At 44.4% G+C, this 14,867-nt stretch carries 14 protein-coding genes and 1 riboswitch; of the genes, 11 read left to right on the forward strand and 3 right to left on the reverse strand.

Annotated elements, in window-relative coordinates:
* Position 1: 1 nt before the first annotated feature.
* The 6 genes from P0G38_RS07495 to purB all read left to right on the forward strand — a co-directional run bounded on the left by P0G38_RS07495 (position 2) and on the right by purB (position 6,053).
* Positions 2–679 (forward strand): beta/alpha barrel domain-containing protein, encoded by a 678-nt coding sequence (locus tag P0G38_RS07495; protein WP_010749577.1) that lies wholly within the window; start codon positions 2–4, stop codon positions 677–679.
* 82 nt (positions 680–761) lie between these two features.
* A riboswitch (purine riboswitch) is annotated at positions 762–859 on the forward strand.
* Between the two features lie 76 nt (positions 860–935).
* A complete protein-coding gene (locus P0G38_RS07500; protein ID WP_010749578.1) occupies positions 936–1,517 on the forward strand; it encodes a xanthine phosphoribosyltransferase in 582 nt (193 codons plus the stop codon).
* A complete protein-coding gene (locus P0G38_RS07505) occupies positions 1,517–2,812 on the forward strand; it encodes a nucleobase:cation symporter-2 family protein (RefSeq protein ID WP_275854895.1) in 1,296 nt (431 codons plus the stop codon). Before P0G38_RS07500 ends, P0G38_RS07505 begins: the two co-directional genes overlap by 1 nt.
* A 329-nt stretch (positions 2,813–3,141) precedes the next feature.
* Complete coding sequence (gene purE / locus P0G38_RS07510; RefSeq protein ID WP_010749580.1) at positions 3,142–3,630, forward strand: 5-(carboxyamino)imidazole ribonucleotide mutase; 489 nt, start codon at positions 3,142–3,144, stop codon at positions 3,628–3,630.
* The gene (gene purK / locus P0G38_RS07515; protein ID WP_015509893.1) at positions 3,614–4,741 is read left to right on the forward strand and encodes a 5-(carboxyamino)imidazole ribonucleotide synthase; all 1,128 of its coding nucleotides are present in this window, start codon (positions 3,614–3,616) and stop codon (positions 4,739–4,741) included. The genes purE and purK overlap by 17 nt, the downstream gene beginning before the upstream one ends.
* A 13-nt stretch (positions 4,742–4,754) precedes the next feature.
* Positions 4,755–6,053, forward strand: coding sequence for an adenylosuccinate lyase (gene purB, locus P0G38_RS07520; protein ID WP_005231933.1), 1,299 nt, complete (start codon positions 4,755–4,757; stop codon positions 6,051–6,053).
* 48 nt (positions 6,054–6,101) lie between these two features.
* On the opposite strand, the gene pbp4 is transcribed toward purB, so the two are convergent.
* The 3 genes from pbp4 to P0G38_RS07535 form a co-directional block, all read right to left on the reverse strand.
* On the reverse strand, positions 6,102–8,150 hold the full coding sequence (gene pbp4, locus P0G38_RS07525; RefSeq protein ID WP_074535224.1) for a penicillin-binding protein PBP4(5): 2,049 nt from the start codon (positions 8,148–8,150) through the stop codon (positions 6,102–6,104).
* 1 nt (position 8,151) lies between these two features.
* Positions 8,152–8,757: a DUF1054 domain-containing protein gene (locus tag P0G38_RS07530; protein WP_016611021.1), complete on the reverse strand. Its 606-nt coding sequence runs from the start codon at positions 8,755–8,757 to the stop codon at positions 8,152–8,154.
* Positions 8,758–8,857: 100 nt separating this feature from the next.
* The gene (locus P0G38_RS07535) at positions 8,858–9,292 is read right to left on the reverse strand and encodes a hypothetical protein (RefSeq protein ID WP_016611022.1); all 435 of its coding nucleotides are present in this window, start codon (positions 9,290–9,292) and stop codon (positions 8,858–8,860) included.
* 214 nt (positions 9,293–9,506) lie between these two features.
* Here P0G38_RS07535 and purC point away from each other — a divergent pair, with 214 nt between their 5' ends.
* Genes purC through purF form a run of 5 tightly spaced genes read left to right on the forward strand, consistent with a single transcriptional unit; the run spans position 9,507 to position 14,799 of the window.
* Positions 9,507–10,232 carry a phosphoribosylaminoimidazolesuccinocarboxamide synthase gene (purC, locus tag P0G38_RS07540; protein ID WP_074535225.1) on the forward strand — a complete coding sequence of 242 codons (726 nt, stop codon included), beginning with the start codon at positions 9,507–9,509 and terminating at the stop codon, positions 10,230–10,232.
* Entirely contained in the window at positions 10,223–10,495 is a 273-nt protein-coding gene (gene purS, locus P0G38_RS07545; RefSeq protein ID WP_016611024.1) for a phosphoribosylformylglycinamidine synthase subunit PurS, read from the forward strand. The genes purC and purS overlap by 10 nt, the downstream gene beginning before the upstream one ends.
* A complete protein-coding gene (gene purQ, locus P0G38_RS07550) occupies positions 10,492–11,169 on the forward strand; it encodes a phosphoribosylformylglycinamidine synthase subunit PurQ (RefSeq protein ID WP_010749588.1) in 678 nt (225 codons plus the stop codon). Before purS ends, purQ begins: the two co-directional genes overlap by 4 nt.
* The gene (gene purL, locus P0G38_RS07555) at positions 11,162–13,390 is read left to right on the forward strand and encodes a phosphoribosylformylglycinamidine synthase subunit PurL (protein ID WP_175445274.1); all 2,229 of its coding nucleotides are present in this window, start codon (positions 11,162–11,164) and stop codon (positions 13,388–13,390) included. Before purQ ends, purL begins: the two co-directional genes overlap by 8 nt.
* Positions 13,375–14,799, forward strand: a complete 1,425-nt coding sequence (gene purF / locus P0G38_RS07560; RefSeq protein WP_010749590.1) for an amidophosphoribosyltransferase — start codon at positions 13,375–13,377, stop codon at positions 14,797–14,799. The genes purL and purF overlap by 16 nt, the downstream gene beginning before the upstream one ends.
* Positions 14,800–14,867 lie beyond the last annotated feature (68 nt).

Below are 14,867 nucleotides of genomic sequence, written 5' to 3' on the forward strand. Positions count from 1 at the left end.
TATGGAAGAAAAATATATGCCAAAAATCACCACCGATTTGCGCAAAGATATCGTGAAAGTGCCTAAAGTTATTCGAGAGGCTAGCGGTATTCAAATATTTGGAAAACAAATCCGCTCCATTATTTTCACAACGGATATTGCGATCATCCGCAATACAAATGCGGATGCTGTGATTGCGGTCTATCCCTTTACACCACACCCAGCAATTACGAAAGCAATCATCGAAGCAGCGGACATTCCAGTGTTTTCTGGTGTCGGCGGGGGCTTGACCCAAGGATTTCGCTCGTCTTATATGAGCATGTTTGCTGAAGCCCAAGGGTCGATCGGGGTCGTCTTAAACGGACCAACGCCACTGAAAACTGTAGAGCAGGTCTGTAAAGTTGTAGATATTCCCGTTATCAGTACCGTAACGAGTAAGTATACCGAAATTGATGCCAAGCTTGAAGCTGGTGTGAAAGTCATCAATATCAGTGCTGGCAAGGACACAGCAGATACCGTGGCTTTCTTCCGTAAAAAATATCCGAAGCTGCCGATCATCGCAACCGGTGGACCAACCGATGAAAGCATCTTAGAAACGATTGAAGCAGGCGCTAATGCCATCACCTACACGCCGCCGTCCAATGGGGAGCTTTTCAGTAAAAAGATGGAACACTATCGCGATATGGAGAAGCCAGAGTAGGAAATGATCCACAAATGAGAATATTTTTATTTATAAAGGGCATTCCATGCTTGTGTTTTTAATCAAAGACAGGCATAATCGAATCTATCATTTAAAAATTACTTGTATATCGTCGAAATATGGTCGACAGTCTCTACCCGATACCGTAAATATCGGACTATAAGTAAAAATCGTGCCTGTTAGACACTTTTTTTGCTTTGGCAAAAAGAGTGTCTTTTTTTTCAGGATGGAATAGAAAGGAACGAGGAGAGCTAGGATGGAAAAATTAGTTGAGCGTATCAAAACACACGGAAATGTGCTGGGCGAAGGGGTTCTTAAAGTGGACCAATTTTTGACCCACCAAGTGGATTATGAGTTGATGAAAGAAATCGGTGCAGTCTTCGCGGAACGGTTTCAAGGAAGCGGCATCACAAAAGTAGTGACCATCGAAGCTTCAGGGATCGCACCAGCCCTTTATACTGCAGAACAGTTACAAGTACCAATGATCTTTGCCCGTAAAGCAAAGAGTTTGACGATGGATGAAGAGCTGCTGACTGCATCTGTCTATTCCTTTACCAAGCAAGTGACCAGCCAAGTATCGATTTCCAAGAAATTTTTGTCATCAGAGGATACAGTCTTGATTATTGATGATTTTTTAGCAAACGGACAAGCAGCAAAAGGGTTGATCGAACTGTGTCAACAAGCAGGAGCCAACGTCGTCGGTATCGGTATCGTGATTGAAAAATCATTCCAAAGTGGTCGACAATTACTTGAAGAAATGGGAATTCCTGTTGTTTCACTAGCACGGATCGCCTCATTGTCTGAGGGACAAGTCAGCTTTTTAGAAGGAGATGCCTAATGAAAGAAACGAATAGCCGTTCAGCAGTTTTAGGCTTGCAGCATTTGCTAGCGATGTATGCAGGAGCTGTTGCCGTTCCTTTGTTGATTGGAACAGGTCTGGGCTTCAATGAAGCTCAGATGACGTATTTGATCTCGATCGATATTTTCATGTGCGGAATCGCTACGCTTTTGCAATTAGTTGTTACCCGCTTTTTCGGGATCGGCCTACCAGTCGTTTTAGGCTGTGCCATCCAAGCTGTCTCCCCATTGATTTTGATCGGCACCAAATCGGGAATCAGTGCGATTTACGGAGCGATCATTGCCGCCGGGATTTTCATTGTTCTGATCGCCGGCATTTTTTCGAAAATCAAAGTTTTGTTTCCACCATTGGTGACGGGAACGGTGATTACCGTCATCGGCTTGACCTTGATTCCAGTCGCCATCACTAAAATCGGTGGAGGGGATGCCGCAGCTGCTAACTTTGGTGATCCAACGAATTTATTGTTAGGTTTTGTAACGATTGCCTTGATCATTGGGGTGCAGGTGTTTGGGAAAGGCTTTATTCGCTCGATTGCCGTTTTGATCGGTGGGACTATTTTAGCAGCATTATTAGGCTTGGTGGATCTTTCTGCCATCGCCCATGCGCCTGTGTTTCATTTGCCTCAGCCTTTTTATTTCGGCTTACCAACCTTTGATTTGTGGTCGATCGTTTTGATGATCATTATTTCCATCGTGAGTCTAGTAGAGTCCACTGGCGTTTATTTTGCACTTGGAGATATTACTGAAAAACCGATTACAGGCAATGACTTAAAGCGCGGCTATCGTGCGGAAGGCTTGGCGGTGATCCTTGGTGGGATCTTCAATACATTTCCTTATACTGGATTTTCACAAAACGTAGGTTTGGTTCAACTTTCAGGCATTAAGACTCGTCGCCCGATTTTCTTTTCAGCAATCTTTTTGATCGTATTAGGGCTGTTTCCAAAAGTTGGTGCCATCGCACAGATCATTCCAGAAGCAGTACTGGGAGGCGGCATGTTAGTGATGTTTGGCATGGTCGCTGTTCAAGGGATGCGAATGCTGAGCAAAGTTGATTTTATGAATGACAAGAACTTGTTAGTGATTGCGGTCTCGATCGGTTTTGGTTTAGGGTTCAATATGATGCCAACCTTATTCAGTCAGATGCCTGAAACCGTCCAAATGTTTACAGGCAATGGGATCGTCATGAGTAGTTTGACAGCCATTGTTTTGAACCTGTTCTTCAATGGATTGCCGAAAGAAACAGACGAAGTTACGGAATTGAGCTTGCAACAGTAAGTCGATTTGATCCAGACGAGGATTCGTCTGGATTTTTTGTATTGTTCCTTTATTTGTCTTTTTCCTGCCAAACAGAAAGACTGAATGGTTTTCTTAGCCATAAAAACGAACGATACAAAGTTAAACTAGCAAATAGTTCGAAAATATTTTGACATTGCTCCGGCAACTCGTTACTATTTAAAGGGGAAAGTGATTGTTAGTCATAACGTGCTATGCAAAGGGCGTTGGGTCGCAGTGACAAACTGCTGCTAACAAACTAATTTCGTGAGAAAATACTTCTGAGCTTGTTTCAGAAGAAACTAGTAAAAAATCGTTGGAGGGAAAATCAAATGAAACCAGCAGTTGCAGTGATTATGGGGAGCAAGTCAGATTGGGAAACAATGAAGGAGTGCTGCTTGATTTTAGATGAGTTAGCGATACCTTATCAGAAAAAAGTCGTTTCGGCACATCGTACACCAGATTTGATGTTCGAATTTGCCGAAACTGCTCGTGCAGAAGGAATCAAAGTCATTGTCGCAGGAGCAGGAGGAGCAGCTCATTTGCCAGGAATGGTCGCAGCGAAAACAACGTTGCCCGTCATTGGTGTGCCTGTACAATCTCGCGCATTAAACGGGTTGGATTCCCTACTATCGATCGTGCAGATGCCAGCTGGGGTACCAGTAGCAACAACAGCGATCGGAAAAGCTGGCGCAACTAACGCAGGACTACTTGCAGCGCAGATGCTTTCCATGTATGATTTAGAGATAGCGGAGAAATTAAACGCGCGAAGAAATACATTAAAAGAAATTGTATTGGAAAGTAGTGATCAACTTGATTAAACCTTTAATGCCCAACGCAACGATCGGAATCGTTGGCGGAGGACAGCTAGGTCGTATGATGGCAATGAGTGCCAAAGAAATGGGCTTTCGGGTTGGCGTCTTAGACCCTACTGCCAATTGTCCAACAGCCCAAGTCGCTGATTGGCATATTGTTGCTGCCTACGATGATGTGTTTGCTTTAGAAGAAATGGCTCGACGTGCCGACGTGATCACCTATGAATTCGAAAATGTCAGTGTCGAGGCTTTGAATTCCATTTTGCCTTATTCCCATATCCCTCAAGGGACTGACCTGTTAGCAATCACTCAAGACCGTTTATTAGAAAAGTCATTTCTAGAGGCTAACAATATCGTAATTGCACCTTATGCCACGATCATCAGTCCAACGGATATCCAAGATGCCATCGACAGTATCGGTTATCCCTGTGTGTTAAAAACGACTAGAGGCGGTTATGACGGAAAAGGGCAGCACGTGTTATACAGTACCGCGGACTTAGCGCCTTCGATGAACTTACTGCGTGAAGGGACGTGCGAATTAGAAGCGTGGATTCCTTTTGAAAAAGAATTGTCGATTTTAGTTGCTGGTAATGGAGAAACCTTTACCACTTTCCCAGTGGTAGAAAACATCCACCGCAACAATATTTTGCATCAAACGATCGCTCCTGCGCGCATTGATCCAGAAGTTGCCGAAGAAGCCAAACGGATCGCTCATATTATTGCGAAGGCCTTGGATCTGCAAGGCGTTTTAGCCATCGAAATGTTCTTGACTAAAAGTGGCGGCTTGTATGTCAATGAGTTGGCACCGCGACCACATAATTCTGGTCACTATTCGATCGAAGCTTGTTCCATGAGTCAGTTTGATGCCCATATCCGGGGGATCTGTGGCTGGCCATTACCAGAAGTGTCATTGCTTTCACCAGCAGTCATGGTCAATGTCTTAGGCGATGAATTGACAGAAACGTATGAGTTGATTGCCACAAAACCTGCTTGGCAATTCCATTACTATGGCAAAGAAGAAGCGAAAACCGGGCGTAAAATGGGTCATATCACTGTTTTGACAGAAGATATCGCAGAGACCACTGAAGAAATCTATCAAACCAATATTTGGGATTAAAGGAGATAATAACATGTTAGAGCGTTACACAAGACCAGAAATGGGTGCTATTTGGACCGATCAAAACCGTTACCAAGCGTGGTTAGAAGTAGAAATATTGGCGGATGAAGCTTGGGCGGAACTAGGGGAGATACCGAAAGAGGATGTTGCTTTGATTCGTGAAAAAGCAACCTTCGATATCGACCGTATCTTAGAGATCGAAGCGCAAACGCGACATGATGTGGTTGCTTTTACCCGAGCAGTCTCTGAATCTTTAGGTGATGAAAGTAAATGGGTCCACTACGGCTTGACGTCGACGGATGTTGTTGATACTGCGTATGGCTACTTGATGAAACAAGCCAACGACTTGATTCGGGAAGATTTAAATCGTTTTGTGACGATCATTGGTGAAAAAGCCAAAGAATACAAACATACCGTAATGATGGGACGTACCCATGGTGTACATGCGGAACCAACGACCTTTGGCTTGAAATTAGCCTTATGGTATGCGGAAATGAAACGCAATGTCGAGCGTTTTGAGCGGGCAGCAAAAGGGGTCGAAGCAGGAAAGATCAGCGGAGCAGTTGGAACCTTTGCAAATATTCCACCGTTTGTCGAAGAGTATGTCTGTGAAAAATTAGGGATTCGTGCGCAAGATATTTCCACACAAGTACTACCTCGTGACTTGCATGCAGAGTATTTCTCTGCAATGGCGTTGATCGCAACTAGCATTGAGAAATTTGCCACCGAAATCCGGGGCTTACAAAAATCAGAAACCCGAGAAGTTGAAGAATTCTTCGCAAAAGGTCAAAAAGGTTCTTCTGCCATGCCCCATAAGCGTAACCCAATCGGTTCTGAAAATATGGCGGGACTTGCACGAGTCGTTCGCGGCCATATGGTGACAGCTTATGAAAATGTCTCACTGTGGCATGAACGGGATATCTCACATTCATCGGCAGAACGGATCATTATTCCGGATACGACGATTTTGATCGATTATATGCTGAATCGCTTTGGCAATATCGTCAAAAATCTGACTGTTTTCCCAGAGAATATGAAGCGCAATATGAATGCGACCTTTGGATTGATCTACAGCCAACGAGTGATGTTGAAATTGATCGATCACGGTATGACAAGAGAGCAAGCCTATGACTTGGTTCAGCCAAAAACAGCGCAAGCTTGGGATGAGCAAACGGATTTCCGTCCACTATTAGAAGCTGATCCAGCCATTACGGATGTGTTGTCCAAAGCAGACTTAGACGATGCGTTTGATTACAACCATCATTTAAAACAAGTCGACACGATCTTTGAACGTGTCGGTTTAGCCGAATAAGAAAAAAGCCGCAACCTTCAGATCCTTGTCTGAAGGTTGCGGCTTTTTTTAATAATGTTCAGCTAAGTAGGTCAATAGCTCAGGTGCTAAACCAGTTGCTGATTGGTTTTCCTGGCGATCTTCTAGCATGGAGACCATCAGAAATCCTTGGTCTTGCGAATCAAAGGCAAATAAGAAACTGTTTTCCTGGCCTTTTTCATCTTGCTTTTCTTTGATTTCAGCTGTTCCTGTCTTAGCAGCCAATGGAATGTTTAATGCTGCCAAGGAATGTGCAGTTCCGTTTGGATCGGAAACAACGGCGGTCAAATCTTGATTGATTTGATCGATCGTTTCTGCTTTAAAGACTTCTTTGTCTTTTTGCTCTTCCTCTTTCACTAAACGGGGATAGACCAGCTTCCCTTGATTGGCAAAGACGGAGTAGATCGCCGCTTGCTGGATTGGATTCAATAACAATTCTCCTTGGCCATAGCCGGTATCTGCCAGTAAAATGTCCGAATTGAAGGAGTCTTCATTTGAAATTTGAGCAGGATTCATCGCGATCGGTAAATCCAATGTTTCACCAAAAATCAACTTCGACAAGCCGTCACGAAAGGTATCTTCGCCCATAGATAGGGTTTGTTGCGCCATATAAATGTTATCAGAGTATACCAGTGCATCCTTGAGATTCACAGAAGCTACATCAGTAACTCTCGTCACAAAGTAGTCGCCCCACGAGCTATCTTTTTGCCATTTCAATCCATCGATCGCGATACTCTGCGTAGGATCGATCGTGCCATTTTCCAAGCCGATCGCACCAGTGATGGCCTTAAAGGTCGAACCAGGTGCATAGGCCGTAGCAAAGCGGCTGATGAAAGGCAGGTCTTCATTTTGTTCATACGCATCATAATCTTCTTGTGAGATCCCTTGGGTCATTTTATTGGGATCATAACTTGGCGAGCTGGCAAGTACCAACAGATCGCCAGTTTTGGGTTCAGTAACGACCGTTGCTCCTGCTTGGTTTTGTAAGGAGTCAAACGCCGTCTTTTGGGCTTGGGCATCAATAGTCAATTGGATATCCTTGCCATCTGCGCGTTCTTTTTCTAACAGGACGGCTTTCTCAGCACCATCTTCATCTGTGATGGCGATTTTTCCGCCGTTTTCTCCTCGCAACTCTTTATCGAAGGCAGCTTCCAGACCACTACGACCAATTTGTCCGTTGCTTGCTAGTGTTTCATCTTTTTCGATATCTTCCGCTGTTACATTTCCTAAGTAACCAATCAGTTGGGCGGCAGCTTCCCCAAGTGGGTAAGTGCGTCCAGTCGTTTCTTTTAAACTTGTTCCAGTTGGCATCTCATCCGTTGGTTCGATGATCTTCAAGGGGACGAACAACTCATCTTGAACCCAAGATTGCCCCAACGCTTGATTGATGGCTTCTTCTGTCAGGTCGAAACGTTCCGCGATCGCTTTGATATTGGCGTTTTTTTCGTCTCCCGTGCCCAGTTGCCCCGGAACGACGCCTAACTGATAAAGCGTGCCATTTTCTGCTAGTGGTTCGTTGTTTCGGTCGAGAATCTCCCCGCGAGTGGCATTATCTACGGAAATACTGACTTTGTCTTGTCCCTCCATTCCTGGAAAGATCAACTGAGGGGACCAATCGATTTTGGCTTCGTTATCAGCTACAGTGATCGTGCCGCTATAAGAAAGCTCGGTTAATTCACCTAACGAGGTGGTCAAGGAACCGTTGTATTGGAAATTGAATTGATCGGAATCCTTGTCATTAGGAGTTACCTCAATCCCAGAGGCTTTAAATGATTCAGCACCGATACCAGTGAAGATCGCTTCGTATTTTGCAGAGACTTCGTCTGCGGTAAAGCCGGTTGATGCTAAACTGTCTTCAGACACGAAGGCAGGCAAGTCACTGTACTTCTGATCGGCCAAAGCGTCGATAAAGGAAGTGAGGGCTTTTTTAGCAGCGGCTTCTTCTTGCCGATCCTGATAGACGGTATAACCATAATAGCCGCCGCCTAGTACCAATAAGGCGGCAGGAAGTGCCAACCAGACGAAGCGCTTGGGCTTTTTCGCTGGCTTTTCGTTGCGAGAGCGCCGATTTTCTGACATATTATTGTTCCTCCTTCAAAGCCGTCATACGGGCATGATAAAGCGGCAACAGCGTTTGATAAACTGCTAAAATATCCGCCATCTCAACGTCTTCGATCATTTCTTTCGGAAAAATCTTTCCAATTTGAAGCTCGCTTTTTTTGACTTTCTTCAATCGTTCCAGATAGGTTGGCCACATGGCGATAGGGTGGTGGTCGTATTTTGTGTGATCAGGAGAAAGTGTAAAGTCAGCTGGTAATTGATCGAATAATTCTTTTTGGGCCAACCAGGATTCAGCGATCGTTGCCTGATTTTTCGGTTGGTCGATCACGCTGAGCCAAACGAAGACATACGCTTGATTGATCCCAATTTGAAAGTGGGCATCCATTTTATAGCCTCGTTTGTTCGGACCGATCCCTGCCCAGGTTTCGGCAGGAGGGTAGACGGTTCTGCGTCGGTGCTGAGCAATATGCAAATAAAAAGGCTCTTGGCAGCTTTCTTCAATTAATGGGATCGCTGCCTCACCGATCGTTTGAAAAATCGGCTGAATCTCGGCACGGATTTTTTCCATTCGTTCGTCTAACGTTTCTAAAGAAAAAGCATCAAATGATTGTTTCGTAAATAGCATAATCGTATCCTTTCTGTTGTCTGAAAATAGTATAACAAAAAAAGCCCGATAAATTACGGGCTTTTGTTTATTTTACCTTTTTTTATCGAAGGATACTCAGTCAGTTTGCCGCTGGACTCAATTTAAACGTTGGTGTCTGGCTTTGTTCCTTCAAAAGATGCAAAAGATCATCCAAGAAAGAAAAGTCCATTTCTTCTAAATTAAAATAAATCCGAAAAGAATACGTATGTTTAAATAAGCTTTGGCGATGGATTTGATGAATGATCAATTCGTCATTGCGCTCATTTTGAAATTGTAGAACACGCTTTTGTTCTTCGGCATAATGAGGGCGCGCCCCTTTTTTGAAGGGACTGAATAAATAGAAACTTGTTTGTTGGTTGATGGAAAGGATTTGCTGCACGGCCAATAATTCGTTATGGAGCTGTTGTTTTTCTTTGTCTGATAAATGAGCTAAAAAAAGTTCAGCACGATTCTTTAGCGACCACATATAGTACTCCTCCTTGAATGTAGCTACAATACGACCTAAATATAGCATGAAAAAAGAATATTGTAAACGCTTTATAAATCCTTCGCTGCTTCTAAAGAGGAATCTACTTTCAACCAACTGGGTAAAAAGCGAACATTCGTGTTTATTAATATGTAAATGTACAGATAATCGTTGACCCGCTTTTTCTGCGTTGTTAGAATAATAAGCAAATAAAGATGTGTGTCATCGCTATGTGAAAAATATTACTTAACTGAGGTGGATTATGGAATCAGAAGTGCTTCTTTATGAAGGAAAAGCCAAGAAATTGTTTAAAACCAACGAAGAGGATGTATTGAGAGTCGTTTATTTGGATCAAGCTACTGCATTGAATGGTCAAAAGAAAGATGCCGTTGTAGGAAAGGGTGCCTTGAACAATCAGATCACTGCGCATCTTTTTCAGCGGCTAGCCGATAAAAACGTCCCAAGTCACTTTCTTCAATTAGTGTCTAAACACGAACAATTAATTCGAGCTGTCACCATGATTCCTTTAGAAGTCGTTGTTCGCAACACGGCTGCTGGTAGTTTTTCAAAGCGCTTGGGCATCGAAGAAGGAACCAAACTGCCAAAGCCGATCGTAGAGTTTTACTACAAAGAAGATCGCTTGGATGATCCGTTTATCAATGATGATCATGTGTTTTATCTAGGGCTTGCCTCAGAAGAGGAGCTGGACCAGATCAAAACATTGGCGCTGAAAGTCAATGCTGCGTTACTGGAAATCTTCTCGAATATCAACATTCGCTTGATCGATTTTAAAATCGAGATTGGCAAAACCAAGAAGGGCGAGTTGCTCCTGGCTGATGAGATTTCACCAGATACTTGTCGTTTATGGGATATGGGGACAAATGAGCATCTTGATAAAGATGTCTATCGACGTGATTTAGGGGACATCGTTCCTGTTTATGAAGAAGTCTTAAATCGTTTAGAAAAGGAGAATTCAGCATGTATTTAGTCAAAGTTTATGTAACCTATAAGGAATCTGTTTTAGACCCTCAAGGAGAAGCTGTGAAAGGAGCCGTTCATCGCTTGGGGTATCAAGATGTCAGTGATATTCGGATCGGGAAATACTTTGAAATCAAAGTGACACCTTCCAACAATCAAACACAAGCAGCTGTAGCAGAAGAGATCGAAGCGATCTGCGACAAGCTTTTGGCAAACGTCAATATGGAAACCTACCGTTATGAAATGGTTCAAATGGAGGAAGGGGCCCTATGAAATTTGCAGTGATCGTTTTTCCTGGATCAAATTGTGATGTTGATTTGATGTGGGCAATCAAAGATATCATGGGGGCAGAAGCAGAATATGTGCGCCATGATGCAGACAGCTTAGCTGGTTTTGACGGTGTTTTGCTTCCAGGAGGATTTTCTTATGGTGATTACTTAAGATGTGGAGCGATCGCCCGTTTTTCAACGATCATGTCAGAGGTCATTCGTCTGGCAAATGAAGGCAAACCTGTTTTTGGTACCTGCAATGGGTTTCAAATTTTAACGGAAGCGGGCTTGTTACCAGGGGTTTTACAAAGAAATGAATCACTCCATTTTATTTGCAAACCGGTCCGTCTGCAAGTGAATAATCAAACAGCTTTTACTTCTGAATATGAAACGGATCAAGTCATTACGCTTCCTGTCGCTCATGGTGAGGGCAATTATTATTGTGATGAAACGACTTATCAGGAATTGGTTGCCAACAATCAAATCGTTTTCCGTTATGAAGATAACGTCAACGGCAGCCTACACAACATCGCTGGTATCTGTAATAAAGCTGGCAATGTTCTAGGCATGATGCCTCATCCAGAACGAGCGATGGAAAGCTTATTAGGCTCAGAAGATGGCAAGAAGTTTTTTGCTTCATTATTGAAAAATTTTGGGAAGGTGCCGGTAAATGGATAAAATGATCGTAAAAGAACCTACACCACAAGAAATCAAAGACACGAAATTATACGAGCAATGGGGATTGACCCAAGAAGAGTATCGGATGATCTCAGAAGATATTTTGGGACGTTTACCGAACTATACCGAAACTGGACTCTTTTCAGTGATGTGGAGTGAACATTGTTCTTACAAAAATTCCAAACCTGTTTTGCGGAAATTCCCGACAGAAGGGCCGCAAGTACTGCAAGGACCTGGCGAAGGTGCGGGTATCGTGGATATCGGCGATGATCTAGCCGTCGTTTTTAAAGCGGAAAGCCATAATCATCCTTCTGCGGTGGAACCTTATGAAGGAGCAGCAACTGGAGTTGGTGGGATCATCCGCGACATCTTCAGTATGGGAGCAAGACCGATTGCTGTTTTAGACTCCTTACGATTTGGTGAGTTAGATAATCCAAGAACGAAATATCTTTTGGAAGAAGTCGTTGCAGGGATCAGTGGCTATGGCAACTGTATTGGGATTCCGACCGTCGGTGGTGAAGTGGCATTTGATCCTTGTTATGAAGGCAATCCATTAGTCAATGCGATGTGTGTAGGGATCATTGCTCACAAGGATATTCAAAAAGGGCAGGCCAAAGGTGTTGGAAACACCATCATGTATGTCGGCGCAAAAACAGGACGCGACGGGATACATGGGGCGACTTTTGCATCGGAAGAATTTGTCGAAGGTGAAGAACAACAACGTTCCGCCGTACAAGTCGGTGATCCTTTTATGGAAAAACTTTTGTTGGAAGCTTGTTTGGAATTGATCGTGGATCATTCGGACATTTTAGTCGGAATTCAAGATATGGGTGCTGCTGGATTGGTTTCTTCTAGTGCCGAGATGGCATCAAAAGCCGGATCAGGGTTGCGCTTAACGTTAGATGATGTTCCACAACGAGAAACCAATATGACGCCTTATGAAATGATGTTGTCAGAATCTCAAGAGCGGATGCTGATCTGTGTCAAAAAAGGACATGAAGCTGAAGTGGAAGCACTCTTTAAGAAATACGATCTAGAAGCCGTCGTGATCGGTGAAGTAACAGATGATGGCAACTATCGTTTGTTCCATCACGGACAGGAAGTCGCTAATTTGCCAGTAGATGCTTTAGCTGAAGATGCGCCGACTTACTACAAAGAGATGGCAGAACCGAAACGGATCAAAGTGTTTAAGGAAACACCAGACTTTGTTCCAGTGATTCACTCAGCAACGTCTGTATTTGCCGATCTACTGCAGCAGCCGACGATCGCTTCAAAACGCTCGATTTTTGAAACCTACGATTCGCAAGTTCGTACCAATACCGTGGTAGGACCCGGCAGTGATGCCGCTGTGTTACGAATCAAGGGAACCAATAAAGCCTTGGCGATGACGACTGACTGTAATGCTCGTTACCTGTACTTAGATCCAGAAGTCGGCGGACAGATCGCAGTTGCAGAAGCTGCTCGAAATATCGTCGCTTCCGGTGGGCGTCCATTGGCGATCACTGACTGCCTTAACTTCGGCTCGCCAGATAAACCAGAAGGATTCTGGGAGTTATCCACGGCTGCTGACGGGATCTCAGAAGCTTGTCGTGTGCTAGAGACACCAGTCATTTCTGGGAACGTCTCCTTATACAACGAAACGGACGGACAATCGGTCTATCCAACGCCGGTAATTGGGATGGTCGGATTGATCGAAGAGCTGGCGCATATCACGACGCAGCATTTCCAATCAGCGGGGGATCTGATCTATGTCCTAGGGGAAACCCATGCTGACTTCAATGGGTCTGAATTGCAAAAACTGCAGACAGGAAAGATCGCTGGGCGTTTAATGTCCTTTGACCTTGAAACAGAAAAAATGAACCAACAATTGGTTACCGCAGCGATCCAAGCAGGTCTTGTTCAAAGTGCCCACGATTGTGCCGAAGGTGGTTTAGCGATCGCTTTAGCCGAATCCGCTTTTGACAAGGGCTTTGGTCTAAATGTGACCGTGTCATTGCCAGCAGCACAATTGTTTTCAGAAACCCAATCCCGATTTGTGCTTTCAGTCGCACCTGATAAGCAAGCAGCTTTTGAAGCGCTGGTAGGCGCTGCTGCAACAGCGATCGGGGAAGTGACTGCTGATGGCCAGATTCGCATGCAAGCACAAGATGATACGATCGAGATGCCCCTTACTGAGGCGAAATTGAAATGGGAGGAAGCCATTCCATGTTTAATGAAGTAAAGAGCCTCAACGAGGAATGTGGGGTTTTTGGTGTTTGGGGTCATCCAGATGCCGCTCGCGTCACCTACTTCGGACTACACAGTTTGCAACATCGCGGCCAAGAAGGTGCAGGGATTGTCACGAATGATGCGGGGAAACTCAATGGCCACCGTGATTTAGGGTTGCTAGCGGAAGTCTTTTCGGATGAACGTGTCCTCCAGCGTCTGACAGGAGATGCTGCTATTGGTCACGTTCGCTACGCAACTGCTGGTAATGGTAGCGTTGATAATATTCAACCATTTTTATTCAAATTTTTTGATCAGCAGATTGGCTTAGCTCATAACGGCAACTTGACGAATGCGAAAAGTCTACGGAAATCCTTAGAAAAGGCTGGTGCGATTTTCCACTCGAATTCCGATACAGAGATTCTCATGCACTTGATCCGTCGCAGCGAAGAACCGCTTTTTATGGATCGGGTCAAGGAGGCATTAAATCAAGTTAAAGGTGGATTTGCGTACCTTTTACTGACCGAAAATGCCATGATCGCAGCACTAGACCCCAATGGCTTTCGGCCATTGTCAATCGGGAAAATGGTCAATGGTGCTTATGTGGTGGCTTCAGAAACCTGTGCGTTGGAAGTCATCGGTGCGGAATTTATTCGTGATGTCCGACCAGGCGAAGTCGTGATCATTGATGATGCAGGCATTCAAATTGAACAGTATACCCAAGAAGTACAACCTGCGATATGTTCGATGGAGTTTATCTATTTTGCCCGTCCTGATTCCAACATCGCTGGCGTCAACGTCCATCGTGCCCGTAAAAATATGGGCCGTCGCTTAGCACAAGAGGCGCCGATCGAAGCGGATATGGTCATTGGTGTACCGAATTCATCCTTATCTGCTGCCAGCGGGTACGCAGAAGCATCAGGTATTCCCTATGAATTAGGCTTAGTAAAAAATCAATACATCGCACGAACGTTTATTCAACCGACGCAGGAGTTAAGGGAACAAGGTGTACGGATGAAGCTCTCAGCTGTTCGTGGCGTAGTCGAAGGCAAACGAGTGATTCTAGTCGACGATTCGATCGTCCGAGGAACCACCAGCCGCCGTATCGTGCAACTGCTAAAAGAAGCAGGTGCCAAAGAAGTTCATGTACGTATCGGTTCGCCGCCTTTGCGCTATCCGTGTTTTTACGGGATCGACATTCAAACGAGAAAAGAATTGATCGCAGCCAAATATACGGAAGCTGAGATTTGTGAAAAAATCGAAGCAGATTCTTTGGCCTTTTTAAGTGAAGACGGGTTGATCGAAGCGATCGGTTTAGATTTTGACGCACCTTACTCAGGATTGTGTATGGCCTATTTCAATGGCGATTATCCAACCCCTTTGTATGATTATGAAGAAAACTATCTCGCGTCTTTAGCTGAATAAATTGTAGGCAAAAATGGGTTTTCAAACGAAGCAGTGAAGGACCGCTGGTTTACTTGCGTTAACGACGA

It is taken from the genome of Enterococcus casseliflavus, from assembly GCF_029215545.1.
Classification (GTDB): domain Bacteria; phylum Bacillota; class Bacilli; order Lactobacillales; family Enterococcaceae; genus Enterococcus_D; species Enterococcus_D casseliflavus.